Origin of the sequence: Sporosarcina pasteurii (genome assembly GCF_041295575.1) — a bacterium.
Lineage (GTDB): Bacteria > Bacillota > Bacilli > Bacillales_A > Planococcaceae > Sporosarcina > Sporosarcina pasteurii.
The window spans coordinates 1,787,448-1,813,785 of record NZ_CP160452.1; the positions used below are offsets into that span (position 1 = coordinate 1,787,448).

The window sequence follows — 26,338 nt, forward strand, 5'->3', positions numbered from 1 at the left end:
AGAAGCCAGTATGTACAAATACACACTGACTCCTTCTTTAGTGAATTTCATTATTTATGCTAACAAAGCAGACTTCTACACGATTAAATTGATTTTATTCCACTTTCACCTGCCCCATCATGCCATTGTCCTCATGTTCAAGAATATGACAGTGGAACATATACACGCCCTTATGCTTAAATTGTATCGCTATTTTAACTGTTTCGTCTGGCTTTATGGAGAAACTGTCCTTCCATCCACGTTCATTTTGCGGTGGTGCTTCTCCATCCCTTGAAATGATTTTAAATTGTGCCCCATGAACGTGGAATGGATGAATCATGCCGCCCATCATATCCGGTTTATTGTAAATTTCCCATACTTCGGTAACGCCTTGTTGTTGTGTAAAGTCAATTCTTTCCGGATCAAATTTCTTCCCATTTATCTCTACCATATCCATCATTCCAAAGAGTTCGACTTTCTTTGTAACTGGCAAATTCTTCTCTTCTTCTGTCAATGTAAAATCATTCAATTCTCCAGGAATCTCACTATTTACTCCGTTTTGATCAGAAATCTCAAATGGTAAAAGGACATACCCATCTTCATTAATTAACGCCAAGTCATTTTCCGCATTAAACTGTGAAAAATCAATGATGATTTCTGCTCTTTCTGAAGGCGTCAGTGTAACTTCATTCAAAGTAACTGGTGCATTCAAGAAGCCTCCATCCGTGGCGATTTGAACAAAAGAATCCCCCGTATTCAATTTAAATGTATAATTTCTCGCATTCGATCCATTTAATAAACGAAGACGTACTTTCTCTTGGTTTACAGTCAACTTAGGATTGAGCGTTCCATTAATCAATAATGTCTCACCGACTGTCCCGTCATCATTCATTGCGGCATTGTAATTCAACTCATGCTTATCATCAAAGATTCTATCCTGAAAAATCAAAGGAATGTCATTCTTTCCGTAATCATTTGGCAATCCTAGGCTTTTGGAATTATCGTCCTCAATATAAATTAACCCTGCAAGTCCATTATATACTTGCTCGGCAGTTTTGCCGTGAGGATGTGGATGGAACCACAATGTTGATGCCTCTTGCGTCACTTCAAATTCAATCACTTTTTCTTCTCCAGGCTGAAGGGCATCATGCGGTCCACCATCTGCCTCCCCTGATACTTCTAGTCCATGCCAATGAAAGGTTGTCTCCTCATCCAATTCATTTATCGTTCTAATTTTAACTTTGTCGCCTTTTTCAAAATGAAGCATCGGTCCTAAAAACGAACCATTGTATCCATATGTATTTGTTTCAATACCATTGAATATTTCAGTTTGCCCTTTTTGTGCTTTAACTGTATATACAATTCCCTCTTCATTATCCGGTTCAAGCATCGCTGGGATTTTCAATTCATTTTCTCCTGTTGAGTCGTTTAAAGGCACCACCTCATCATGGCTCATATGACCTTCCATCATGTCATGCATTTCTTCCATATGTTGATTCATATCCGAATGTTCCATTTCCACGTCAGGTTGTGAACTATTATTACTGCAACCGCTGATAATCAATATACTTATCGCCAATGCGGTAATCCTGATTTTAATCCCCATCAATTACTCCGCCTCCCCTTTGTATTTTTCCTTCTCTAGTTTAACAAGAGAATATCAAATAACTATGCAAAATTAGGAGAGTCTATTTCCGCCTACCGATAATCGTCATAACTTTGTCTTATTTTCTCCATAGATAATGGATATGTGATAGATATTATTATATATAAGAGGGATAAAATGAAATAAATCCCCAAACATATAGGAGGTATTCATTTTGAGAAAGTGGTTAATGTTAACACTACTGTTAAGTGTTTTGGTTGTTCTTGCTGCTTGTAGCGGAAAAGATACAACTGAAACAACCGGACAGGTAGATAATACTGGCGCTTCGGAAGATACATCTTCTGGTAATGAAATCAATATTACAGGGATTAACTTTGAATTCGATCAGGCTGAGTACACAGTTAAAGCTGGCGAAGAGGTTAAAATAACTTATCAAAACGAGGAAGGCATGCACGGAATTGCTATTGACGGCCTCGACGTGGATATAAAAGGCGATGGAGAGGCTACTTTTACACCTACAGAGCCAGGCGAATATACGATTTACTGCAACATTCCATGTGGGGCAGGTCATGATGATATGAAGTCGACACTAATTGTCACATAATCTGATTAGCACTTGCCTATTTCAAAGTAGGTAAAAAAATGAGTAGGATTGGAGGTTTTTCCTATCCTACTCATTTTTATGCTTACATTTTCTATGCTTCTATCATACAAAGATTATTTATTCAAATTTACTTTCTGTAATCTCAATGCGTTCAACACTACGGATACCGAACTGAAGGCCATTGCCGCACCAGCAACCCATGGTGCTAATAAGCCGATTGCTGCAATAGGAATTCCAATTGTATTGTAAATGAATGCGAAGAATAAGTTTTCCTTAATATTTCGCATTGTTTTTCGACTCATAATGAATGCATCCGCAACACTATTTAAATCTCCCCGCATTAGCGTAATATCAGCGGCTTCAATAGCGATATCAGTACCCGTTCCGACTGCCATCCCAACATCGGCCATCGCAAGTGCTGGGGCATCATTAATCCCATCCCCAACCATTGCTACCTTTTTTCCTTGATCTTGAAGCTTTTTAATCTCATCACTTTTCTGTTCTGGCAATACTTCCGCAATAACGTTAGACACGTTAATTTGACGGGCAATCGTCTCGGCGGTACGTTGGTTATCTCCCGTCAGCATGATTACTTCTAAACCTAATTCCTGCATCTTAGCAATCGCTTCTTTGGATGTGTCCTTTAATGTATCAGCTACTGCAACAATGCCTGCAAGTTTATGATCTACCGCAATTAGCATCGCTGTTTTCCCTTCACTCTCTAATTTTTCCATGGATACTTCCGAATCCGCGGTTGAGATGTTATTCTTCCTCATCAGTTTTCTCGTTCCAACTAACACTTCCCTGTCACTTACTTCGGCCCGAATTCCAAAACCCGGCAAAGCTTCGAATTCAGTTGCTTCAAGAAGTTCAATTCCTTTTTCTTTTACGCCATTAACAATTGCCTGAGCCAAAGGATGCTCAGATTGATTTTCAGCAGTTGCAATCAACTGCAAAACTTCTTCTTCCGTAAAGTCCGAGGTTACTGTAAAATCTGTTAAGGCAGGTTCGCCTTTTGTAATTGTGCCGGTTTTGTCTAAGACTACAGTATCGATTGACTGCGTGTTTTCCAAATGTTCTCCACCCTTGAAGAGCAGTCCCATTTCTGCAGCCCTACCCGAACCTGCCATAATCGATGTCGGGGTCGCCAAACCGAGCGCACATGGACAGGCAATAACTAAGATTGAGATAGTTGGGATTAATGCAGAACGCAAATCACCCGGTGTCACAGCAAAATACCAAATTAGGAATGTCGTAATTGCGATAACAACAACTATCGGTACAAATACCCCAGAAATTCGATCCGCCAAACGCTGGATATCAGCCTTGGAACCTTGTGCTTCTTCAACCACTTTTACAATTTGCGCTAACGCTGTATCTTTTCCAACTCTAGTCGCTTTGATTTGCAATGAGCCATTCTTATTAATTGTTGCACCAATTACCGCGTCACCCGCAACTTTATCAATTGGAATACTTTCGCCTGTAATCATCGATTCGTCGATTGCAGAGCGTCCTTCAATAATTTCTCCATCCACCGGGATTTTTTCCCCTGGTCTTACTAGGATTGTATCCCCTGATACAACTTCCTCAATAGGTATTTCTTTCTCAAGCCCATCTCTCAGGACTCGAGCTGTTTTAGCCTGTAAACCAAGTAGTTTTTGAATCGCCTGACTCGTCTTCCCTTTGGCACGAACCTCGAACAGCTTACCAAGCACAATCAATGTAATAATAACTGCCGCAGCTTCAAAATACAATTCGGGTTCTCCAATACTTCCAGCATTCATCCACTCAAATGATAAATAGAGACTATAGAAATATGCTGCACTTGTACCAAGGGCAACCAACACATCCATATTTGCACTTTTATTTTTTAATGCATTAAAAGCCCCTTTATAAAATCCAGCACCCACAATAAATTGAACCGGTGTTGCAAGCGCAAGCTGGAGCCATGGATTCATCAAAATGGCAGGCATATAAATGAACGATAGAAATTCAAAATGCGCAACCATCGTCCATAACAACGGAAAAGTTAATATGGCTGAAAAGATGAATCTTCTTTGCTGTTTCTTAATTTCTTGTTCTTTGTGGTCAATTTTGTCTTTCCCGTCTTGCTTAGGAATTAATTCATACCCCATTTTTTTAACAGCCGCAATCATATCAGCCGTTGCAACTTGTTTATCATCATATTCAACAGCAATTGTTTCTAGTGCAAAGTTAACGTTGGCGTTAGATACGCCATCCATCTTTTTAATTCTTTTCTCAATTCTTGTCGCACATGCCGCACAGGTCATGCCGGAGATATCAAAATCTACTTTTTCTTGGACAACTTGATATCCGAGTTTTTCAACTCTATCTTTAAATTCGGTCACATTCGTTTTTTCTGGATTGTAAACAATCGTAGAGCTTTCCATTGCAAAATTGACAATTGCTTTTTCAACGCCTTCTATTTTTGACAGCCCTTTTTCAATTCGGTTTGCACAAGCTGCACAAGTCATGCCGCTAATTTGCAATGTTTTTTCTTCAGTTGCCATTTATTATCCCTCCAATACATGGTGGGGGTATATTTCATTGGAAAAGAAAGACCATACCTAAAGGCACGATCTAATCCGTCGCCTTTTCCCCCTCATATAGTATAGGCGAAAGACTATTATTTACTAAATCCCCTAATTAATAAGGTCCGAAATTAGACAATGTCATACCCTTGTTCTTCTATTGTCTCTTTGATCTGCTCTAAAGTTATTTTTTCATTGTCAAACTCAACCGAAACTTCGCCACTGCCCAGATTCACCATTACAGCAGATACACCTGTAAGATTGCCAACGCTTCCTTCAATTGAATTAACACAATGATTACAAGACATTCCTTGTACTTTTACTATCTCTTTCATTTTGACAGCCTCCTATATTAATTGTTAATTTCAACTTACCATACCCCTGGACGGTATGTCAAATGACAAATAAACAATCCTGGAATTTTCTATTTCGTCAACGTTTTCATAACATCCATCAATTCCTTAATAGCCTCTTCACCATCTTGCCCTTTAATCGCATTTGCTACACAGTGATGCGTATGATCTTCTAGCAATGCCAATGAAACCTTGTTCAATGCAGATTGAATAGCACTAATCTGGTGTAAAATATCAACACAATAGCGGTCGTTATCGACCATTTGATGAATACCTCTCACTTGTCCTTCAATTCGTCTTAACCGATTGAGAAGCTGTTGTTTATTTGGTTGTACCGTTACTTTATTGGTCTTCTGCATGATTATCACTCCTAATAATCGTTTATACATACCCCGTAACCCTATATTAATATCTTTATCGTATAAGGTCAATTTATTAAATAACCCAAAAAGAAATAGAACACACCTTCACGATGAATTTTGTTCATTCCTATTTCGCCAATGAATGTCCCGTGATCAAATACATCGCGATAAAGAATGCAAGCAAGAGGGGCTTTAATAACCATCTTTTAGTTTTCAATTTACTTTTGGAAGGAGTTTTTAATATGACCATCAAAAAAATTGTACTAGTGGATAGAAGTAAAAATATTTGTATTAAATTGATTGACTCATCCATATTAATCATTTCGCCTAACATTGCCCCCATCATGCCACCCATCAAACCGGCCATTATTCCTTCTAATACTGGAAGAATTCCGAAAGTAAAGCCGCTAAAAGCGCCCGCAAGTATGCCTATAACCATTGATAATATTGTTGAATAATATAAATTCCCTTGAAAGGTTACACCTAATAAAACACCAGCAGTCAAACCTACATTCATACCAAAGAACATTGAAATTACCATTCCCTGCATTTTGCGAAATTTATTTTTCCAAATTATCGCTAATATAGCGACTATACATGTTAACAAACCAAGCGAACCTAATATATACAATTCATAGTTCCCCATCAATCCCCCACCTCTTTTAAGCTATAAAGTATTTATGTTTCCCGTTTGCAATGAAAGGGTATATACCTTATAAGGGTATGTAATATAAACAGCTTAAATGACTGACATTCAGGTGCAATGGAATGCTCTTTTAAATGGTGATAAAGTAGAACTTGCATATTTTTTGCATAGTTAACTGATAAAATCACTTCATACTTATAATTCAATGAATTACGAAAGGAGTTGATGGTATGTCAAATCATTCACACCAACACCATGAAACTGATGGGAACCATCATCACGGAGCGGAGTTGGAATCCCAAGGAGGGCATCACAGTCATCATGATCACCACGCACATATGGTAGAGGATTTTAAAAAGCGTTTTTATATTTCTTTAATTGTGACCGTCCCTATTTTGATTCTTTCACCGATGATTCAAATGTTTATTAATGTTGATTGGCGCTTCACTGGGGACTTGTACATTTTATTTGCATTATCAACATTCTTATTCTTTTATGGGGGATGGCCTTTTCTGACTGGAGCCATAGATGAACTTCAAGACAAAATCCCTGGAATGATGACCTTAATTTCCCTAGCCATTATCGTGGCATATGTTTATAGCACGGCTGCTGTTTTCGGTTATGCAGAAAATGAGTTTTTCTGGGAGCTAGCAACGCTTGTTGTTATTATGCTACTCGGTCATTGGATTGAAATGCGTTCTGTCATGGGAGCCTCAAAAGCATTGGAGGAACTTGCCAAACTCATGCCATCTGAAGCACATCTTATCGGGGAAGATGGGACTGTAACGGAAGTCGATGTAACTGAATTGAAACATGGAGATCAGGTTCTTGTAAAACCCGGAGAAAAAGTACCAGTAGATGGTGAAATTCTCGAAGGAAAATCGACTATAGATGAATCAATGCTGACGGGCGAGTCAGTGCCTGTCGAAAAAGAGGCCGGACTAGAGGCAATCGGAGGTTCCATTAACGGTGAAGGCTCTATTGTAATCACAGTTAAGAAAATAGGAAGTGAATCTTATCTTTCACAAGTCATTACTCTAGTAAAAGAGGCGCAAGAATCCCAGTCTAAAGCTCAAGATCTTGCGAACCGAGCTGCAAAATGGTTGTTTTACGGCGCACTTGCCGCTGGAATTATCACGTTTACCATATGGATTTCACTTGGATACCCTGTTTCATTCGCGATGGAAAGAATGGTAACTGTACTCATCATCGCCTGTCCACACGCACTAGGTCTAGCCGCCCCATTAGTCGTGGCAGTTTCTACGTCACTTGCTGCAAAAAATGGATTGCTAATAAGAGATCGAGCAGCATTTGAGGGCGCTCGTAATATTGAGGCAGTTGTTTTTGATAAGACCGGGACTTTGACAAAGGGAGAATTTGGTGTCACAAATATTTACACTTACAATGGCTTCACGGAAACAGATGTCATTTTGAACGCAGCGGCTGTTGAATCCCAATCTCAGCACCCACTTGCAAAAGGAGTTACGAAAAAGGCTGAAGAAATGGAAATCGCTATTCACCCTGTGCAAGAATTCCAATCATTGACTGGTAAGGGGTTACAGGGAACTGTCAATGGAAAACAAATTATGGTCGTCAGCCCGGGATATGTAAATGGACTAAACCTTAATTATGACCATGTCCAATTCAATGAGTGGTCTGCGGAAGGAAAAACAGTCGTTTTCACATTAATTGAAGGAAAACTCGCTGGAATGATTGCCCTTGCAGATATAGTTCGCGAAACTGCAATGGATGCAATCGCCCAACTAAAAAAAATGAAAATCAAATCTATCATGCTTACTGGTGATAATGAGAAAGTAGCACATTATGTAGGCAAGAAACTTGATATGGAAGAAATTATTGCAGAAGTTCTTCCGCATGAGAAATCAGAAAAAATCGACCATATTCAAACCGTTGAAGGGCTAAGAGCCGCCATGACAGGTGACGGGGTTAACGATGCCCCTGCCCTTGCAAAAGCGGATCTTGGAATTGCCGTAGGAGCAGGGACGGATGTCGCCATCGAAACGGCAGATGTCATTCTTGTCAGGAGCAATCCGCTTGATGTTGTTAACATTATCAAGCTCTCAAAGGCAACTTATCGTAAAATGACCCAAAACCTATGGTGGGCAGCTGGTTATAATATCGCCGCAATTCCTTTAGCTGCCGGTGCTTTATATTCTATCGGCATTGTTCTAAGTCCAGCGGTTGGGGCGATATTAATGTCTTTAAGTACGGTAATTGTAGCAATCAATGCCAAACTTCTAAAACTATAATAACTCACTGTTGTTTTGATACAGCTTAATGTCGGGAGCCAATGGCGTTATCACAGCCTCCCGACATTAAATTATTAAAAGACTTTCCGCAATTAGGTAAATACTAATATCCTCTTAATTGTAAATGTTATTAGTATTTACTTATTAAGTGAAACGAGGCACTTATACGACTCATACATAGAAAGTACCCGTGAATTAAAATCACCTGTATTATTGGAACGATATTATTACGTAAGAAAGGATGATCATAGTGGAGAATAATGGACTAATCCAAAGACAATTGCATGAATTGGAGTGTATGGAGAATTGTGATTCAGAGGAACTGTTAGCAGAATTAACAAGAAACCAACGAAAAATTAATACAAGTGCCGAATTATACTATAATGAAAAACTTGATAACTTTTGGATTGAACATTATTACTGTGATATTTCTCCTAATTCTGCAACATCTACTCAACTACTCAAAGAATTACAATGTTTAGTTAAAAAAACTCATAGGTATAAGCATCCTTATTATATAAGCAAAGATCAATACCTATATACATGGGTAGATCTTCAACCAAATGGACAACTTAAAAGCATTTACTCCGGAATTCAGAAAAATCCTCAAAAAGTTATCGAAGAAGAATTCGCAACCATACAAAGACGGTCTGAACATTATCGAAAACTCATGATTAATCAAATGGACACCAGTAAAAATTTTAAAAGGCAAGTTCAAAAAATTTCAAATCAACATAAATTTAATGCTGAACACGTTGTTCCCCAATCTTGGTTCAAAGCAAGAGAACCAATGAAAGGGGATTTGCATAATTTATTTACTTGTGAACCCAAATGTAATAGTATTCGATCAAACTTCCCGTATTACGAATTCGAATCAAAAAAAGACTCAAGAAGGACCCGCAATCACTGTGGATTGTATGAAATGGGGCGTTTTGAACCAGAGCATGGAAAAGGCACCGCCGCTCGTGCAACTCTTTATTTTTTATTACGTTACCCTAGAAAAATAATAAAAAGATATAGAAAGAGAATCAATATTCCATTACTATTTCGATGGCATGGGCAATATCCCGTGACTAATTATGAAAAGCATAGAAATCAAGCTATTTTTGAAATTCAAGGAAACCGGAATCCGTTCATCGATATTCCTGATTTGACGAAAAAAATTGGTTTTCTAGAACAAATGAAACAATAAAGCCTTGGATATAATAAATAAATTAGTATATAAACCCGATTTTTCATAAGGTATAGCTACAAAGGCTATTGGTTACAACATCGTTGCAATTGCCTAGGCTGTCAGCGCTCCATATTCTATAGGCGATGTTCTAGGTCCAGATATTGAGGCGATATGTCTCTAGGTACGTTAATTATTGCAATCAATGCTAAATGCTAAAACTCCGAAATCTTGGGCATGCATGTGAAAATTTAATTAAAATAAAAGGATACGCATTGGGATAGTTTCTCTTTATCCCGATGCGTATCTTTCTTTATTCCAAATCTACTATTAAGGCTACTATTAATACTGATATTTTAAGTCACACCACTCGGCAAATGTTGATCAGGTTTCTATGTTGCCTTAATTCCTTCCTATAATTTATTTTGGACCGTTTCCTTTCTCCGAACCCCTCTTTATATATCTTGATATGTGATTTCGATTTTTTTAATATATCGCCTTACGATGAAAACGATAATCGCAAAAACAATTGTGGCGAAGGAAACCAGCTGCGCCGCCCGAAGTTCACCAACTACATATAAACTATCTGTACGCATCCCTTCAATAAAGAAGCGCCCAACGGAGTACCATATGAGGTAGAATAAGAACGTTTCGCCTCGTTTCAATTTGCCTCTTCGCAATATGATAATAATGATTAAACCGATGATATTCCATAATGATTCATAGAGGAACGTCGGGTGATATGTCACACCATCAATTGTCATTTGAGTCATAATCCAATTGGGAATAATAGTTGTTTCTAGAAACTTCTCCGAAACAGGACCGCCATGCGCTTCTTGATTCATAAAATTTCCCCAACGTCCGATTATTTGCCCAATTAGAAGTCCGGCAGCAGCAATGTCAACTGTTTTCCAAAACGAAACACCATGTCGCTTCGTGTAAATATATGTCGTAACAAAAGCACCAATCAGCGCGCCGTGAATTGCGATGCCACCCTCCCAAATTTGAATAATCTGCCCGGGGTGTTCTTTATAATAATCCCATGAAAAAATGACGTAATAGATACGCGCACTTATGATTGAAATTGGAACCGCCCAAACAAGTAAATCTGTTAGAAAGTCTGAATGCATACCGCGTTTCACCATTTCTTTCTGAACAACGACAAATGCCAGGACGATACCAAGTGCAATTATAATCCCGTACCAACGAATTTCGAGCGCACCAAGCGAAAATGCGACGGGATTTATCGAGAGCAGACTCACCATATATCAACCTCTCTCTTCCTTCTAATTGTCTTTCCTAAAGCTTGTCTTGTCATGCATACGAATGCAACCCTGCAATAATCAAGTTAACCGCAATGAGGTTAAACATGATGATGATAAACCCTATGACCGCAAGCCATGCTGATTTATTACCTTCCCATCCACGGGAGAGTCGTAGGTGAAGATAGGCTGCATAGAATAGCCATGTAATAAGCGCCCATACCTCTTTCGGATCCCATCCCCAAAACCTGGACCATGCTTCATGTGCCCAAATCATCGCAAAAATAAGCGCACCAAGTGTGAATACTGGAAAACCGATTAAGACTGAACGGTATCCGATTTCGTCCATGACTTGGGAATTTGCCTTTTTCGCTAATGGCTGGAACAACGTTGCGACTGGACGGCGCAAAATCAGTCTAAGTAACAAATAAAGAACAATTCCTGTTGCAACTGACCAGACAAGCGTCGTTAATGTCTTTCCATTGACGATTGCCGGCATTTCAACAAGTGGTGTCATTTTATCTGGTGTAAGCGATTCGTACTCATTCATACCGAATAACGGGGGATAATTATATACAATTTGAGCCTGTTGTTCATTTTTATTAATATAAGTAAATTTTGCTTCATATCCGATAAGGGCAAATGTCGAAGAAGACAGGATGAAACCGACAAAAAGAACAACTGTGAATATAACTGATTCCAACCAAAAGCGCTGTTTCGACTTTTTCGTTAGGTCAACATTTTTTAACAGTAACACTAGGCCTGCAACCGCACTGATTGCAAGAATTGCTTCTCCAATCGCAGCAGTAATGACGTGAACCGTCAACCAGTAACTTTGTAATGCCGGGATAAGCGGTGAAAGTTCCCTTGGAAACATGCTTGCATAGCCTATGATAATGACTGCTAGTGGCAAGGCAAACAAGCCTAGCGACGGTGTTCTGTAGAGGAAATACAATAAGATGAATGCGCCTACTATCATCATTCCAAATGCAGTCGTAAACTCAAACATATTACTAACCGGTGCTTGTCCATGTCCGGTAGCTATCCAACGTAAAACAAAGTATCCCAAATGCGCTATAAATCCAATGATTGTAATTACAATCGCTATCTTTCCCCAACGGTTATTTTGATAGGTGGCTTCCGAATTTGACCCCCTTACCGCCCCACCAAAAAACATCGTTGCAATAAGATAAGCGATAAAAGAGACAAGAAGCAAATTAGCACTTAAAGATGCAAGTTCCATTATGAGTTGTCCCCTTTCGCTGCATTCGAATTTGATTCAGCATCCTGCCTATCTTCGTAAAGTGGCAAGCTTGCATAATCTTTCACTTTATCAAGCTCCTTTTTCAAGCTAAACCAGTTTTTATTTGTGTGTCCGGCGAGGACTATTTCATCGCCTTCACCTTTTTGAATCCATATTCTTCTATGGTTCCAATAGGATCCTTGAGCGACTCCGATCATGAAAATAATTCCTCCAAGAAGCAAAATATACAATGTCTTGTCCTTCCGGATGACAAGGCCAGTAACATCACGTGTTTCGGCACTTAGAAACGTTGCTTTGTAATCATTTTTTTCAGTCTCAACGGTTTCACGTATTGCAACAAAACTCATTTCACCATCTGGCTTTTCCGGTGTTACCATCTTGAAGATAAATGCAGGATTGTTCGGTAGCGGTGACTTTGTTTTCGGTTTACCATCTTCAAAACCATCGTAATCTGGATAAAAATCTTTCAATTCCACATATGTACCTTCACCAAGTTGATAGACTGTCTCTGGATTGATAAGGTCAACTGTGAATTCTCCAAGAGAAGCATCAGATGCTTTTTCAATTAATTGGAAAGTCATTGATTTAAGTTCACCGAGACGATAATCCATTTGAAAAACGCTGAATCCGTCAAAGTTAAGAGGTTTATTGACAACGATTGAATAATCTTTGACTAATTCTAATTCGGACTGTCCTGGTAGTTCGCCTTCTGCATCTTTATATAACGTAACATCTGATTGGTAATTACTCACGATTGTTCCCACGCGGTCAATTGCCTGACTGAACACCGCATCATTTTCCTTTGAATAAGTATCCAGAATGAACTCATTGTTCTTTAAATAGTATCCCGGCGCACCTGGGATAGCACGCGTCTCTCCTTCACGAAGCCACAGTGCTTCATCCACGTAAAATCCTGGAATGCCTCGCAGAAGAACGGCGAAGAGAAAAATAATTAATCCTGTATGATTAACATATGGACCCCATCTTGAAAATCGTCCTTTTTCTGCTAAAATTGCCCCGTCTTCCGTCTTCACCTTGTAACGTAGTGCTTTTAGCTTTTCTTCTGCTTTAGCCATTGACATATCTGAATCTTCAACAGTGCCTAGCCCGTAAATCCGTTGTCTTCTCATAAATGAGACGTGACGTTTCGTCCGTTGTTTTTTCAATGATTTGTATAAAGGAACAACCCTATCAACGCTGGCGATGATAATGGAAATACCAAGCATTCCTATTAGCGTAATAAACCACCAGCTATTGTACATATCATAAAATCCTAGCTTGTAATATAGTGTTCCTGCAATACCATAATGCTTCTCGTAATAAGCAAAAATATCTGCCTCAGTAGTTGCCGGAACAAATAGTTTTTGCGGAAAAAGTGTTCCAATTGCTGAAGTCGCAAGAACCGCAATAATAATCGCTACACCTATTTTAACGCTTGAAAAGAAATTCCAAATTTTATCGATAACCGTTCTTTTATAGGTTTGCGATCTTCTTGCCGAACCTTCGTATCTCATATCGATAAGCTTACTTTTTTTCGCTTCTTCTGTTTGAGGTCTTCCGCAACGTTCACAAAGTACTGTGCCAAATGGGTTGTCGTGGCCGCATTGGCATGTAATTTTGCTCATTTTTATTGACTCCTTCAACTTTTTCGTAAAGAGTATCTAGTCGTACACAGAACTCCATTATTCTCCTGAGATTAATGGTACAGAACAATTATGCAGTATTAGTGCAAAGCGTTAGACAAGTGTGTGAACGACTTTAAGAGGCCGGCATATGTAAGTTCATTTAGATCCATAAAAAAAGTCCGTACAATGCGACGGACTTTAAATGTGAAACTAATATTTTATTGAATGCACTCTTTAGGACATAATTTTGAACCTAGAACCCCATAAATCCGCCAAAGAATGGACTAATCCAAGTAATTATTAATCTTAACCCATCGAAGAACAGGAGAATACCCAGACCAATCATTAGATAGCCTCCAAACTTTGTTATTTTACGGTTATGTTTTTGAATCCATTTAACACGGCTAATGAAAATTGAGAGGATGAAAAATGGAATTGCGAACCCTAAAACGTAGGCAAGCATATACCATACCCCCGCCCCCGGATTTTGTGCGGCCATCATAAAAACTGCTCCTGTGATTGGCCCTGTACAAGGTGTCCAACCTGCTGCAAACGCAAGCCCGATAAGGAATGTACCGAAATAGCCCGTGGGACGGTTCTTAAACTGTAATTTTCTCTCTTTCATTAGAAATTCAGGCGTAAAGAAACCCAAAATCATCAGACCAAAAACAACAATGAAAATAGCGCCTACTTGACGTAGAAGATCTTGGTATTGATAAAAAAATGTACCAACAAGTGACGAACTATACCCAAGAAAAATAAAGATAACTGAAAAACCAATTAAGAAAACAAGGGTATGTATCATTCCGCTTTTCCTAATTTTTCTTTTATCCGAATTAATTTCATCAAGTGACATTCCCGTTATGTAAGATATAAAGGCTGGGTATAACGGCAGTGTGCATGGGGATATGAAGTTTAAAAAACCAGCACCAAAGGCAAGAAACAAATTCAAATCTGCAAACATTTATTGTAAATCTCCTCTCCCCAATATCCCAACAATTAATTTCACTCTTTTAATTCAAATTCCCCAATAAGTGATGGTATCAACAATCCCTATAAAGATAAGAATAATACCTGCCAAACGTTGTACGATTCTACCAGTCTTCATACTTCTCTTCATAACAAGTCGTTTCGCATCAAAGAGCCATATTAATAAAAATAGGACAATGAGTGGAAGTGATGTTCCCATCCCAAAAACAGCTGGCAATACAAAGCCATATGAAGTCGTTACTACCATCGGCATTAGCCAGATAAAGAAAAGTACAAACATTGTTGGACAAAAAGCTAGAGAAAAACTTGCGCCCAACATAAATGAACCTAATTTTCCATTCTGTAAGCGCATCGGAATACGCATCGTTAATTTTTGCAGGAATTTCAGCTTCAGAATTCCAATCAAAACAAGTCCTGTAATGATTATAAGTGGGCCAATCACTTTACGTAGTAATGGAAAGTAGGCTGTTAGCGAAGTTTCGAATGATTCTCCAAAAAACCAAACGAATAGTCCAAGTGAACTAAACACCACTACTTTACCAAGCATAAAAGCGAAGATTTCATCCATATTATCTTTCATCTGAATTGTACGGTTTCCATATAAAGTAATTGCACTCATATTTCCTGTAAGCTGGCAAGGAGCAACTGCACCAATCAAGCCCAAAAGAAGTGCAACCACAAGTGGATATTGTTCAAATGAATTTATAAGAAGGGTTACAGGTTCAGTTATTGTTTGACTGATTTTTGACATAAATCCATACATTTGGTCATCACCATCTTATTTCTTCAACTCGCTGTTTTCTGCAAGTACCTTCCAATTAGCCCCTTCATCTTTTGTTAAATAAATATCATTGTTAAACGTAGCGATGACAATCTCTTTCTCATTTTCCGGATTAACCGCAATCATAACAATTGGGCTCACTTTTTCATTTGGAAGTTTAATTTTCATTTCTTGATTGTTCTCAAATGTAAACAACTTGAGTTCTGTCGTTTCATTTTCATAGCTAGAATAGTACATTCCATTTTCAGTTACAGTTACAGAAAGCACCATTTCATCATCATTCAAAAGTTCAAAGTTCTCTCCATAGTCCCTCGAAATAAATAGGCCGTCTTTGCTTCCAATGGCAATCAGCTCTTCTTGTGATGGATGAGCAGCCAGATTTGAAATGAATTCCGAGTTGAAATTATTCATAGAAGCCTCATGCCAAGTGGTTCCTTCATCTAAAGTATAATGTAGGCCACCAGCCAATTCTTTTGTTGGCATTTCATTTAGTACATAGATAGCGTTCGAATCATAGCCCGCCGCGAGATAATGAAAATCAATTTCTCCATAGAACACTAGTTTTTCAAAACTAGCACCCCGATCTGTACTTTTAACAAGACCCAGCGGATTTTTATAGTCAGATCCTTGTTCAGGATGCCCGCTAGTGAAAAAACCTTCACGTACAGCTTGGAAACCCATATAATCATGCTTTTCACTATTTGCTTCTTTCCAACCTGCTTCACCATATTCGTAAAGTCCATGATGAGTAGAAAGTACAAATTCCGGTCCTCCGTTTATATATCCCAAGCCATGTATGTGTTCAAATTTACTGTTTTTTACTTTTTCGAACGCATACGGTTTATTATCTTTACTACAAGCCGACAGAATGACGAGCAAAACTAACAATCCAGCAACAAATTTCGTTATTTTCATCATAATATTTCTCCTTAGCCCCATTTATATCCGATTCCCCATACTGTTTTTAAAAATTCATCAATAGGAAATCCAGCCGTTTTTAATTTATCTCTCAAATTCCGAATATGCGAGTCCACAGTTCTGATGTCTGTATAGGTGTTATAGTCCCATGCAGCATTTAATAACTGTTCTCGTGTATAAGTCTTTGTTGGCCGAGAAAGTAGAGCTTCAATAATATAAAATTCTTTTAGTGTTAGTGGTACTTTCAATTCTCTAAAATGTAATGAATATGTTTCTTTATCTAGCTTAAAGTCACCATGCATAACCATTTCTGTCTTTTCCTCTTCATCAGGGAAACGACGTAACATTGCATTTACCCTTGCCAACAACTCTCGCTCATCAAAAGGTTTCGTAATGTAATCATCAGCACCACTATCTAGCCCTTTCACTAGGTCAAGCTTGTCACTTCTCGCTGTTAACATAATGACTGGGACATCGGAAAACTCACGGATTTTTTCACATACTTCCCAACCATCCATTTCGGGCATCATAATATCTAAAAGCACAAGACTAACATTCTCATTCTTTAATGTATCCAACGCTTCTTTCCCGTTTGTTTCTTTAATACATCTGAAACCATGGGGAATTAGAAATAGCTCGATGAGGTCTAGCATCCTTTGCTCATCGTCAATGAGTAAGACTGTTCTCATGTAGGCTGGTAACCTCCTCTCAAATAAAAATGGTAAACGTGCTTCCATTTCCCAAGTTGCTTTCCACTTCAATACTCCCGTCGTGTGCTTCTACTAATTCTTTTACGATAGCTAAACCAATGCCAGATCCCCCGGATGTACGCGAGCGTGACTTTTCTACCCGATAAAGTTTTTCAAAAATGAACTCTATTTCTCTAGTTGGGATACCAATCCCAAAATCCTGAACGGAAATAGCTGTTTTCTCTCCTTTATTAAGAATCTTTATTGTCACAACCGATTCCTCTACTGAATATTTCAAAGCATTATCAAGTAAATTCAATATGATTTGTTCCAATCTCAATGGATCTGCATAAATTTTGATTTCATCATCACAAATTAATTCCAATCTAAGTTTCTTCAGTTTAAAAGAAGGTCCAACGAGCCTAAGGATTTCCTCTAAGAATGGTCGAGCCATAAAATATTCCTTTGAAACGGTGAATGTATTTTCATCCATTTTCGCCAAATCCAATAAGTTTTTAACAAGTTCTTTCATCCGCTCTGACTCTTCCGCAATAATTGCAAGATAATGCTTACGATCCTTCTCATCTACTCCAGGTCTCATAGCCACTTTCGAATAGCCAATAAGGTATGTCAACGGCGTACCTAATTCATGTGCAATCGAAGCTAAGAACTCGTTTCGTTCCGTTTTTAATCTCTCCAAATCGTTCGATAGCTTTTGAATAGAACCTGACAATTCACCAAGTTCGTCATTTCCAATGAATGGAAGGCTCACATTGAAATCTCCTTCACTCAATTTCTCTGTTGCTTCCTTCATCCGGATTAATGGACGCGTAAGGAATTTAGATAGTGCCACGTAAATAATAAATAATGCAACGATACTTGTCACACCTGCCAAACCAAAATACATGTTCAACTTCCCAACTAACTGTTCGATCGGCCTAGTACTTTGAAACATGATGATATAACCTGAATGTCCCGAATCTACTTTATATGGATGTCCGCTAATGATATATGGAAGCCCTTCCCAATCTGACGCTAAAATTGTGTCGGACTCAAGATTGTTAGCTGTTCCTTTTGGAATATATTTTTCAACGCTTTCTATATTTTCAACTGAACTTTGGATAATATTTCCTTGTTTGTCTGTAATAATGACTTCCCGCTCTTCGTCTTTTTCCATCAACACAATGTGTTTCATCGTTGTATCTGAATAATATTCGATAAGAACATCCCGATGATTTGAACCGGTTGCCAATAATCTCGAGAACTCTTCGTCAATCCTCGCATGTACGATATTGTGATGGAGATATGAAATAAGGGAAATCTCCATGATGAGTACAGCAATGAAAAAGTAAGATGTTAGCTTAGTAGAGATTCTGTTCACTTGAACATTCGCCCCTCTCTTGAATTTTAGTATAAAGAACAAATATGAATTAATTATGCAGAAAGAGTTGAGTAAGATAAAAAGAAACGACACCTTCCACAATTATGACGGATTCGTGACTGCATAATTTTTTGATAATTTTTTAGTAGTATAAACGTAAATAAAGATAGTCCAGGGATACCTTCGTATCCTGCATGTTCTTGAAGGGAGTAAGCGTAAGTTGAATAATAAAAGGAAGGGCCGCTTCATTATGCGGTTAGTTGTCTTGCTGTTACTGACAAGTGCTATAATATTTACAATATACAACAGCGTAACAAAAGAAAAGCATGGAATATTACAGGTTGGAGATAATGCTCCAGATTTCGCGTTGGTGGATTTAGATGGTGAAAGTCATCGCCTCTCCGATTATAGGGGTCAGGGCGTCTTCTTAAACTTTTGGGGGACTTGGTGTGCGCCGTGTAAAAGGGAAATGCCTGCGATGGGAAGGCAATACACAGTTTACAAAGATAAAGGCGTCCAAATATTAGCTGTTAATATCGCAGAGTCCGACCTAAAAGTTCGAAGATTTGCCGAACAATATGGAATGAACTTCCCCACCCTCATTGACAAAAATAAAGGTGTAATGCAGGCATATAACATTAAACCACTGCCCACCACTCTTCTTATTGATCCAGAAGGCAAAATTATTAAGATAATAACTGGGGAAATGTCAGAAGAAGATATTCAAGGATACATGGAGCAAATAATGCCCGGTTGAAATAAAGAGCGGTATACCGTTGTGGTTTCCCGCTCTTTTTCAATGTAAATATTAGTCTATAAGCGTGAATATCATTCACCTTTTTAAAAAATGAAGGTGTAATGACTTTCACCTGAGAAATGGTGACTAAAAATACCTATTTAAGATAACAAAAATTGAAGTATTGTCAAATCATATAGGTTGATTTTAATTTAGGCTTTTGATATTAAACAATCGCGCCCGATTACGGAAGATGAATGGCAAGACTTGCCTAACCCGTTCTTATAGTTACTTGACTATTATAATTGCAAGGCTGTATTGGTAACGTTTGTAAACGCCTAAAAAATATTGCAACTTTAAATGCCCTTTACTTTTTTATAACTTCTATATTGCGTACCTGACTGTTTGGTTTATCGTTATCAAAAAAGAATTGAACAATGATTCCATTTTTCTTATCTCTGTACTCAATTCCTACACCATACATCTCCACAAATTTTAGGTATCTATAAGATTCACCATAATTATGAACAACATCAGCAAATGTACTATTCAAATTTATTCCTTTCATTGTAGATATCGATGTATCTATAGGCTCAGTAACCAGGGTTAACTCCTTAACTATATCTTTTTCAACTCGCATTAATATTTTAGGATTTCGCTTCAAAGCAAGATAAATCACATTATTTTCTATTTGGGATGTATCGTCCTTATCGATCAAGGAGCCAACCTGTATTTGGTCTAAACCCTCACCTAATAATTCAGTACTCTTTTGGAGTAACACTGGAAATTTGAATACTAATACAATAACTATCGAAAAACTAAAGACAGAAATAATAAAGGCCTTCCATTTCCTAAACACTATGACAACAACAAACAAGATCAGCAAGAGCAAAGCAATTATCACAGTAAGTCCTATTGCTTCCACCTTCTTTTTAACATCATATTTCATCCTTTCAAAGTCATTTTTAAATTAGGACGAAATTAAATCTATTAAGGTAACATGTCTACAACAAAATGGTCCTATTACTGAATAAGCGCTAATCCTAATTAAAGAATTGCGCCCGTTAGCTGAAGTTCCCCGTTAGTATTTCTCGATTTTTATTGTTATATTTTCTTCGCTAATTGTTACGTTTTCTGCTTCAGATACTTTCTTTATAGAATCCTCAACTATTTGTTGGATCATCGTATCATCAACTTTTACATTCTTTGGGAAACCTACTGATACAGACATTTCTTTAATATTACCACCTAATGTTATTGCTATTGATTCACTATCAATTTCTGTTCGTTCTGTAATAGCTACTATTATTTCATTTTGTAATTCTGTTAATAATTCAGCATCTCCCTGATCACCAACTACTACTTCCTGCTCGCTATCGGTCAATACTAATTCTGATGCTTCTTCTTTCTCTCCATTACACCCAACTAACAAGATTGAACAAAATATAATTCCTGAAATTACAGCTTTTTTTATCACTTCTAAATTCCCCTTTCAAAAATCAATTGCACATTCCACAACAATTTTCCATACGTGAATTTGACGGTACGTATTGGTAAAAGTTCCAGATTAAACAATAACCTTATTTCACTAAATGTCCCTATTACTGAATAGGCGCTAATCCTTATTAGAGAATTGCGCCCGATTGTTGCACTATTCCTGTTTTAAATCATTATCTTTTTCCTTATCTTCTCCAAATAAAAACCCAAGTCCAATAAGAAAAGTGAGTGAATTAACAATTAGTAATAAAACTGATAAAAACTTCCTCACGGCTAATTAATTCCTCCTTTTTCCGAACCGGTTTTCCATCACCTGGCAGTAGTATTATCTTCAAAATTTAAATTTACAGGTTCATTAGATAAACCTTCTGTGGGGCTTTGTTCTGTCACTGGGACACTATCGTCTACAACTTCAAAACCAAGTTTGTCCATCCAAATTTGACCAGATCCATTTAACAACACACCAAATGCTATTACTTCACTTTTTATTGGTATATCCAATACAACACTGAAATGATTCCATTCGTTTGTTCCTTTGATTGGACGATTCATCATATTATCAAAGGCAAGGACTTCACCAGAAGAATGATCGACACGCATCCACAAACCGGCACTTTCTTTAATATCTGTACTCTTCACAAATGCGGAAAATCGAACTCGTTCTCCCCGATATTTATCTGACTTAATTTGTTGCATCAATGTCGCAAAACTTCTTGCTTTTTCATCCTTTGATTTCAAATATGCCGAGTAATTACCACTATGTACAACACTGTTGTCTAAACCAGTTTCATAATCAAATGGCGATTCCCCCGTCATAATCCAACCGTTAGGTGCGTTATCCTTTGTACTCAAAATTAACTCTCCTTTGCTAACTAATTTTCTAAGCAGTTTCCGATAATCTCCTGGTGTCATGTCGTAAACTTTCTTAAAGGCTCTTGTAAAAGATTCCTGCGAATTAAATTGATAGGTTATAGCTATGTCAATCACTCTTTGATCCGTAGTAATTAACTCTCTCGCACTTTGGGTCATTCGCCGTTCTCTTATATATTCAGCAATTGATTTTCCAATAATCTTTTGGAAAATACGTTGAAAATGAAATCTCGAATAACCAACATGTTCAGCCAAAAGGTTGATCTGCAATTCATCAGTCAGATGTTGTTCAATAAAATTTAATGATCTTTGAATAGCATTTTCATGGTATTTATAAGACATTTGGTCACCTCTTAACCTTACAAACCCAGTATAACTAAGTATTTTTCAGGTAACTTGATTTTTTGTGCTAATGTTATAAAGGCGCAAACCTAAAGTTAAGATTTGCGCCTACCTCTACAATCTGGCCCGATAATGAAAAAACAGGGCGCCTTGTTTTTCCGTTAAAGCGCCCGTTTGTTTGAAATATTTAGCGTATATCTAATGAGAATGAGATTATGTCAAAACCGCCGCGTTCTCCATTGATATATACTTCAATAGTATCAATATCTTTATCTGTTGTTAGGTGATATACATTTTGTTTTTTTGTGCCTGTGTCGGAGTTAGATACATCAAATTGAATCACCACTATGTTACCTTTTACATTATAATGAAAATCCGCATCCCCCTCTGATTGAAGAGTGATATAGTAACTATTTTTGTTTTCTTCTTTTAGCTGCAATTGAACATTTGGCTGTGTAGAATCCTGTACAAATTTCGGTATATCCTCAACCGCTGTTAGGTCGGTTACTGTTGAGGAGCATGCAGCCAAAACTGAAATAAGCATCAACATAACAACAATAATTTTCTTCATCTTTACATCCTCCTGTGTCTACGGCTAAAGGCTCCTATTGCAGAATGGACGCAAATTGCTCTCTACGCAATCGCGCCTTATAATTGAATAACTAAAATATGATTTCAATTATAAAATCAATTTTGTTGAAGAGATTTAGAACACTCTGTTCTTCCCCATTCCTCTACTGTCTCATATGCTTTTTCAGGGGTATATCCTTTTCCTTCAGCCCCATTTATGTAGGAATGCTTGTAAAAAGTGTAGGCTAAAGAAACATATTGATTATTTAACCATATACTAGCTTAGATATTGGATTGGAGGAGATTTTTTTGACTTCTAATATGCAAAATGGTTTTGGTACCAGTCCTATGGGTATGGGACTGGGGATGAATTTAACTAGTGACGCACATCTAATGGAAGACGTTTCAAAAGCAATTATTTTAGAAGTTCATGCTTATAATTTTTATCAAAGATTAATTCAATTAACTACCAATGAACAGTTCAGACAGATTATTTTAAGAATACAGCACGATGAAATGAGGCATTATCATTGGTTTACAATGATTTTAAGTATGATGGGTGGACAACAACCACAAATTCCTCCTGGGGAATTACCAAGAGATTTTAAAGAAGGTGTACAAAAAGCAATTCAAAATGAATTAGAAGCTTCTTCTTTTTATCAGGATATTTCGTCAAGAGCAACAACTCATCATGTTCAAATGCACTTCATGCATGCCTCGCATGATGAACAACGACATGCGGCTTGGTTGCAAAATATATTGATGATGGACAATATGAATATGAATCATTCGAGTTCAAGAGAAGTTCCCAAAGGTTTAAAAATAGCTGAAAATCCCGCTTTTCAGGTAGGAAGTAAGGCTATTATACTTGCTGACCATAAGCCTAATATGAAGGGTGCTGAAGCTACAATTGTAGGTGCTTATGATACAACCGTGTATATGGTAGATTATATTTCTACTGCAGGAGAAAAAGTTAAAAATCATAAGTGGTTAGTAGAAAGTGAACTATCACCAGAATAATTCGGTAATATTCTACTGATTGCGTAGAAGGCTTAATAATTGATAAAAACCCTTCTCAAAAACTCTATTTTTGTCGTAGCGTTAAATTGTACTTTTGAAATCATTCTTCTGACGAACATGAAAAAGCAAGGTACTTTGGTCACTTATACAATAATAAATGTTATAATTGTTTTACTGGTTAGAATGATTTCCGGTGAGAACTGTCTTCAACAATCGGGCCATATAGTGGAGTAACTCCATCTCGAAATGATTAAGAATAAAGAGTGCGATAATGACTATTTTCGCACTCTTAATATAGCAACCCAAAAATTATTATTTTGGTCTGTTTTTCTTAATAAATGCCTCACAGTCGTCAAGATATTTTTTCAACACTTCTGGCTCAGGTGTTTCTTCACCTAATCCAGAGGCCCTATCATGGACCCAGTTAGAAGATTCCGCCATCCCCTTTTCAATTTCCGTATAAAGCTCCGTAGTAAAAGGTGCCTTTTTCAATCTTTGAGTGTGTATAGCAGGGCTAAATCTCTGAACAGAGTCGTTAAATAGAATCTCTTCAATACATCTCTCCCAGGTCTCTCTTAATTGTTCGCACCAAAATTTAGCCCCTTCTTCATATTCTTTTATACTTCCAGGCTGATCTGGTGTGATCTTGTTGTAATTAGATGTAAGTTTTTGTAACTTATTTTTCAAATGAGCTATTCTGCTTCTCACAGGCATACCTATCCATGGTATAGAATCTTCAACTATACCAGTTGTTGTTTGAATTTTCCTTATAGTTGTGGTTAGATGTTCTATCCCCTGTTCTTCACATTTGTTTTGAAGAGCCAATAAGAATGTTAGATCATGCGTAAGGATTACTACCTGTTTTTGATGAGCTTCTTCTATTAATCGATTAGCAATAACTTCTCTTCGTTTATAATCTAAAGAAGAGACTGGATCATCAAATATTATACAAATGTTATTGTTATGTATAGATGTTTCCGCTAAAAAGTTTGCTATAGCTATGGATCTTTGCTCACCTTCGCTCAATATATCCGAGGGCCTCTTTCCTTTGACTGTTAACTTATTTAAAGTAGCTCCTTTACTTCCCCTTTGTTTAATTTCTGCCGAAAATTCTGCTTTCAGTTTTTTACACTCTTCATTAAATACCTTTACATATTCACCCGTTACATATTTTGAAAATAATTGATTTTGAATAAGAGTTATTGGGCGGGTCATGATTTTACAATTTTTAGCTAATTCAAGCCATTTACTATCCAACACAAACTTTTCGATATCTGATAATAACTTCTCGGCTTTTAGTTTATCAAAATATTCATTTTCCACTGCCTGAAGTTTTTCAATCTCATCTTGTATACTTTCAGAGTTCAATTCTAATATTTTTGTGGAAATATATTTGATTGCTGAATCTATTTTTTCTAAATTGAATTCATACGTATTGATGCAGTCATCCCATTCACAGGATTCAAGTGATTGCACTAGTTTTTGGCGTAAGTTCTTAAATCCGGTTTCCCCATCAACAAGATTTTCGTAAAGTTTAGGTTGATATTCTTTAAGCCACTCATCTAGTTTGGACTCCTTAGTAAAAATAGTACATTCTATGCTAGAGAAATCTTTTTTTATTTTTTCGATTTCACTTTCCTTAGTAATAAGATTCGTTTCTGCATCACTTTTTAAGTACTTCCAATACTTTTCGACCAACATAATTCCATCTATATTCTGCTTACAAAAAATGCAATAATCAATTTTTCGTTCGACGGTTTGATAATAGTTTTGAGCAGCCCTAATGAATTGTTTCCATTCCGGAGAACCCAAATTATATATATTATCATTTTTAAATTGAGAAAGTCCTTCCTCTGAAGAAATAAGTTTATATTCGTTTCTTTTTTCAATCAATAATTTAGTATTCGATAATCTCAATGAACTAAATTTATGATTAAGCATAATAATAGTATCTTTGCATTTCTCTAGATTAGATATTAATTGATTGTACTCACCTTTCTTAACATCTATATTCATTGATTGTAACTCGGCTTTACGCACTGTATTCTGTTCATTTGTCGTTATATCTTCTTTGGAAACTTTAATAATCTCTTTAAATTGGTCAATATCTGACCTACTACCAAGGTTAGATACTGCTTGCTTTATAGAAGTTTCCTTATCAAAAGACTTGATAAAATCATTTCGTAAATTTTTTGTGGAAATTTCCTCTTCAAATTTACTATTGATTTTTTCAATGTATAATAGAAAGTCGTCAAAAAACTTAAATTCAGTTGGTGAAAATGATAATTCAGTTTCCTTTGTTAAATCATGTATAGCACTATAGGAATCGAACACCGTAATTCTCTTGTTATAAGCATGCCCTTTATCGTCTGGGTATTTTAGTTCCTCTATATCCCCACTTTCATTCTCAAAAACAATTTTCGTTTTAGGCATTTCAGTAGTGTCACTGTATAGATTCGGCATTATATTTTTATCGCCTCTGGAGATAAATATGTTGTTTAACAACCTAGTATAACTTGATTTTCCACTTCCATTTTTCCCATAAACCAGAGTGACTTTATCACCTATCGGCAAATTCTCCCCATTTCTTATTGCATTTACTCCATGTACACTTGCCAAGCCCTTCCATCTTATATTTGGTATATTGCTGGCAGTTTTGTTAACGGAAAAATTCAGCTCTTCTTTTTCAAATTCTCCAGTACATAATTTATTTTCCCTTTTAAAGATCTGAAAAATTTCGTCCAATCGTTGATCAGTAATTCGATCGTTGCTTAATATCTTTTTTGCTATTACCTTTTGCCAATAAGGCTGTTTTTTTACCCATTCAATAATATCATTAGTTATCACTTT

22 protein-coding genes and 1 pseudogene are annotated in these 26,338 nt (G+C 37.0%); 5 read left to right on the top strand and 18 right to left on the bottom strand.

Features of this window, described 5'->3' with window-relative positions; translation table 11 throughout:
- Positions 1-94: 94 nt before the first annotated feature.
- Entirely contained in the window at positions 95-1,585 is a 1,491-nt protein-coding gene (locus AB1H92_RS08330) for a multicopper oxidase domain-containing protein (RefSeq protein WP_115360729.1), read from the bottom strand.
- Between the two features lie 214 nt (positions 1,586-1,799).
- Between AB1H92_RS08330 and AB1H92_RS08335 the strand changes: the two genes are divergently transcribed.
- Positions 1,800-2,189: a hypothetical protein gene (locus tag AB1H92_RS08335; protein WP_115360728.1), complete on the top strand. Its 390-nt coding sequence runs from the start codon at positions 1,800-1,802 to the stop codon at positions 2,187-2,189.
- 113 nt (positions 2,190-2,302) lie between these two features.
- Here the strand turns inward: AB1H92_RS08335 and AB1H92_RS08340 are convergent, their stop codons facing one another.
- From AB1H92_RS08340 to AB1H92_RS08355, 4 genes are all read right to left on the bottom strand, one after another.
- The gene (locus AB1H92_RS08340; RefSeq protein ID WP_115360727.1) at positions 2,303-4,720 is read right to left on the bottom strand and encodes a heavy metal translocating P-type ATPase; all 2,418 of its coding nucleotides are present in this window, start codon (positions 4,718-4,720) and stop codon (positions 2,303-2,305) included.
- Between the two features lie 152 nt (positions 4,721-4,872).
- Positions 4,873-5,076: a copper chaperone CopZ gene (copZ, locus tag AB1H92_RS08345; RefSeq protein WP_115360726.1), complete on the bottom strand. Its 204-nt coding sequence runs from the start codon at positions 5,074-5,076 to the stop codon at positions 4,873-4,875.
- 89 nt (positions 5,077-5,165) lie between these two features.
- Entirely contained in the window at positions 5,166-5,453 is a 288-nt protein-coding gene (locus AB1H92_RS08350) for a metal-sensitive transcriptional regulator (protein ID WP_115360725.1), read from the bottom strand.
- Between the two features lie 130 nt (positions 5,454-5,583).
- A complete protein-coding gene (locus AB1H92_RS08355) occupies positions 5,584-6,102 on the bottom strand; it encodes a hypothetical protein (protein ID WP_174904611.1) in 519 nt (172 codons plus the stop codon).
- Positions 6,103-6,332: 230 nt separating this feature from the next.
- Here AB1H92_RS08355 and AB1H92_RS08360 point away from each other — a divergent pair, with 230 nt between their 5' ends.
- Both AB1H92_RS08360 and AB1H92_RS08365 read left to right on the top strand, forming a co-directional pair.
- The gene (locus tag AB1H92_RS08360; RefSeq protein WP_115360724.1) at positions 6,333-8,372 is read left to right on the top strand and encodes a copper-translocating P-type ATPase; all 2,040 of its coding nucleotides are present in this window, start codon (positions 6,333-6,335) and stop codon (positions 8,370-8,372) included.
- A gap of 241 nt (positions 8,373-8,613) precedes the next feature.
- Positions 8,614-9,564 (top strand): endonuclease I family protein, encoded by a 951-nt coding sequence (locus AB1H92_RS08365; RefSeq protein ID WP_115360723.1) that lies wholly within the window; start codon positions 8,614-8,616, stop codon positions 9,562-9,564.
- A gap of 434 nt (positions 9,565-9,998) precedes the next feature.
- Here the strand turns inward: AB1H92_RS08365 and lgt are convergent, their stop codons facing one another.
- The 8 genes from lgt to AB1H92_RS08405 all read right to left on the bottom strand — a co-directional run bounded on the left by lgt (position 9,999) and on the right by AB1H92_RS08405 (position 18,453).
- Positions 9,999-10,808 carry a prolipoprotein diacylglyceryl transferase gene (lgt, locus tag AB1H92_RS08370; protein WP_115360722.1) on the bottom strand — a complete coding sequence of 270 codons (810 nt, stop codon included), beginning with the start codon at positions 10,806-10,808 and terminating at the stop codon, positions 9,999-10,001.
- A 49-nt stretch (positions 10,809-10,857) separates the two neighbouring features.
- Positions 10,858-12,048: a c-type cytochrome biogenesis protein CcsB gene (ccsB, locus tag AB1H92_RS08375; RefSeq protein WP_115360721.1), complete on the bottom strand. Its 1,191-nt coding sequence runs from the start codon at positions 12,046-12,048 to the stop codon at positions 10,858-10,860.
- Entirely contained in the window at positions 12,048-13,694 is a 1,647-nt protein-coding gene (locus AB1H92_RS08380; RefSeq protein ID WP_115360720.1) for a cytochrome c biogenesis protein ResB, read from the bottom strand. Before AB1H92_RS08380 ends, ccsB begins: the two co-directional genes overlap by 1 nt.
- Positions 13,695-13,947: 253 nt before the next feature.
- Positions 13,948-14,658, bottom strand: coding sequence for a cytochrome c biogenesis CcdA family protein (locus AB1H92_RS08385; RefSeq protein WP_115360719.1), 711 nt, complete (start codon positions 14,656-14,658; stop codon positions 13,948-13,950).
- A gap of 54 nt (positions 14,659-14,712) precedes the next feature.
- The gene (locus tag AB1H92_RS08390; protein WP_115360718.1) at positions 14,713-15,447 is read right to left on the bottom strand and encodes a sulfite exporter TauE/SafE family protein; all 735 of its coding nucleotides are present in this window, start codon (positions 15,445-15,447) and stop codon (positions 14,713-14,715) included.
- Between the two features lie 15 nt (positions 15,448-15,462).
- Complete coding sequence (locus AB1H92_RS08395) at positions 15,463-16,383, bottom strand: F510_1955 family glycosylhydrolase (RefSeq protein ID WP_115360717.1); 921 nt, start codon at positions 16,381-16,383, stop codon at positions 15,463-15,465.
- 11 nt (positions 16,384-16,394) lie between these two features.
- Entirely contained in the window at positions 16,395-17,072 is a 678-nt protein-coding gene (locus AB1H92_RS08400) for a response regulator transcription factor (protein WP_115360716.1), read from the bottom strand.
- A gap of 19 nt (positions 17,073-17,091) precedes the next feature.
- Positions 17,092-18,453, bottom strand: coding sequence for a sensor histidine kinase (locus AB1H92_RS08405; RefSeq protein WP_166739508.1), 1,362 nt, complete (start codon positions 18,451-18,453; stop codon positions 17,092-17,094).
- 220 nt (positions 18,454-18,673) lie between these two features.
- Here AB1H92_RS08405 and resA point away from each other — a divergent pair, with 220 nt between their 5' ends.
- Entirely contained in the window at positions 18,674-19,210 is a 537-nt protein-coding gene (gene resA, locus AB1H92_RS08410) for a thiol-disulfide oxidoreductase ResA (RefSeq protein ID WP_166739509.1), read from the top strand.
- A 346-nt stretch (positions 19,211-19,556) separates the two neighbouring features.
- Here the strand turns inward: resA and AB1H92_RS08415 are convergent, their stop codons facing one another.
- The 4 genes from AB1H92_RS08415 to AB1H92_RS08430 all read right to left on the bottom strand — a co-directional run bounded on the left by AB1H92_RS08415 (position 19,557) and on the right by AB1H92_RS08430 (position 22,469).
- Entirely contained in the window at positions 19,557-20,138 is a 582-nt protein-coding gene (locus AB1H92_RS08415; RefSeq protein WP_115360714.1) for a hypothetical protein, read from the bottom strand.
- Positions 20,139-20,270: 132 nt separating this feature from the next.
- Complete coding sequence (locus AB1H92_RS08420) at positions 20,271-20,666, bottom strand: topoisomerase (protein WP_243835755.1); 396 nt, start codon at positions 20,664-20,666, stop codon at positions 20,271-20,273.
- A 329-nt stretch (positions 20,667-20,995) separates the two neighbouring features.
- Positions 20,996-21,898, bottom strand: a complete 903-nt coding sequence (locus tag AB1H92_RS08425) for a helix-turn-helix transcriptional regulator (RefSeq protein ID WP_115360713.1) — start codon at positions 21,896-21,898, stop codon at positions 20,996-20,998.
- 187 nt (positions 21,899-22,085) lie between these two features.
- On the bottom strand, positions 22,086-22,469 hold the full coding sequence (locus AB1H92_RS08430) for a hypothetical protein (protein WP_115360712.1): 384 nt from the start codon (positions 22,467-22,469) through the stop codon (positions 22,086-22,088).
- A 554-nt stretch (positions 22,470-23,023) separates the two neighbouring features.
- Between AB1H92_RS08430 and AB1H92_RS08435 the strand changes: the two are divergent.
- Positions 23,024-23,476: pseudogene (locus AB1H92_RS08435) on the top strand (DUF1541 domain-containing protein); the annotation flags it as partial.
- A gap of 324 nt (positions 23,477-23,800) precedes the next feature.
- Here the strand turns inward: AB1H92_RS08435 and AB1H92_RS08440 are convergent.
- The gene (locus AB1H92_RS08440; protein ID WP_115360710.1) at positions 23,801-26,335 is read right to left on the bottom strand and encodes an AAA family ATPase; all 2,535 of its coding nucleotides are present in this window, start codon (positions 26,333-26,335) and stop codon (positions 23,801-23,803) included.
- Positions 26,336-26,338 lie beyond the last annotated feature (3 nt).

Bases quoted from the DNA above. Each gene is read 5' to 3' on its own strand.
- lgt (WP_115360722.1), bottom strand. From the start codon at position 10,808: ATGGTGAGTCTGCTCTCGATAAATCCCGTCGCATTTTCGCTTGGTGCG.
- AB1H92_RS08365 (WP_115360723.1), top strand. From the start codon at position 8,614: ATGATCATAGTGGAGAATAATGGACTAATCCAAAGACAATTGCATGAA.
- AB1H92_RS08400 (WP_115360716.1), bottom strand. From the start codon at position 17,072: ATGAGAACAGTCTTACTCATTGACGATGAGCAAAGGATGCTAGACCTC.
- AB1H92_RS08430 (WP_115360712.1), bottom strand. From the start codon at position 22,469: ATGAAGAAAATTATTGTTGTTATGTTGATGCTTATTTCAGTTTTGGCT.
- AB1H92_RS08355 (WP_174904611.1), bottom strand. From the start codon at position 6,102: ATGGGGAACTATGAATTGTATATATTAGGTTCGCTTGGTTTGTTAACA.
- AB1H92_RS08380 (WP_115360720.1), bottom strand. From the start codon at position 13,694: ATGAGCAAAATTACATGCCAATGCGGCCACGACAACCCATTTGGCACA.
- AB1H92_RS08330 (WP_115360729.1), bottom strand. From the start codon at position 1,585: ATGGGGATTAAAATCAGGATTACCGCATTGGCGATAAGTATATTGATT.
- ccsB (WP_115360721.1), bottom strand. From the start codon at position 12,048: ATGGAACTTGCATCTTTAAGTGCTAATTTGCTTCTTGTCTCTTTTATC.
- AB1H92_RS08350 (WP_115360725.1), bottom strand. From the start codon at position 5,453: ATGCAGAAGACCAATAAAGTAACGGTACAACCAAATAAACAACAGCTT.
- AB1H92_RS08425 (WP_115360713.1), bottom strand. From the start codon at position 21,898: ATGTCTTATAAATACCATGAAAATGCTATTCAAAGATCATTAAATTTT.
- AB1H92_RS08385 (WP_115360719.1), bottom strand. From the start codon at position 14,658: ATGTTTGCAGATTTGAATTTGTTTCTTGCCTTTGGTGCTGGTTTTTTA.
- AB1H92_RS08340 (WP_115360727.1), bottom strand. From the start codon at position 4,720: ATGGCAACTGAAGAAAAAACATTGCAAATTAGCGGCATGACTTGTGCA.
- AB1H92_RS08360 (WP_115360724.1), top strand. From the start codon at position 6,333: ATGTCAAATCATTCACACCAACACCATGAAACTGATGGGAACCATCAT.
- copZ (WP_115360726.1), bottom strand. From the start codon at position 5,076: ATGAAAGAGATAGTAAAAGTACAAGGAATGTCTTGTAATCATTGTGTT.
- AB1H92_RS08390 (WP_115360718.1), bottom strand. From the start codon at position 15,447: ATGTATGGATTTATGTCAAAAATCAGTCAAACAATAACTGAACCTGTA.
- AB1H92_RS08415 (WP_115360714.1), bottom strand. From the start codon at position 20,138: ATGAAATATGATGTTAAAAAGAAGGTGGAAGCAATAGGACTTACTGTG.
- AB1H92_RS08395 (WP_115360717.1), bottom strand. From the start codon at position 16,383: ATGATGAAAATAACGAAATTTGTTGCTGGATTGTTAGTTTTGCTCGTC.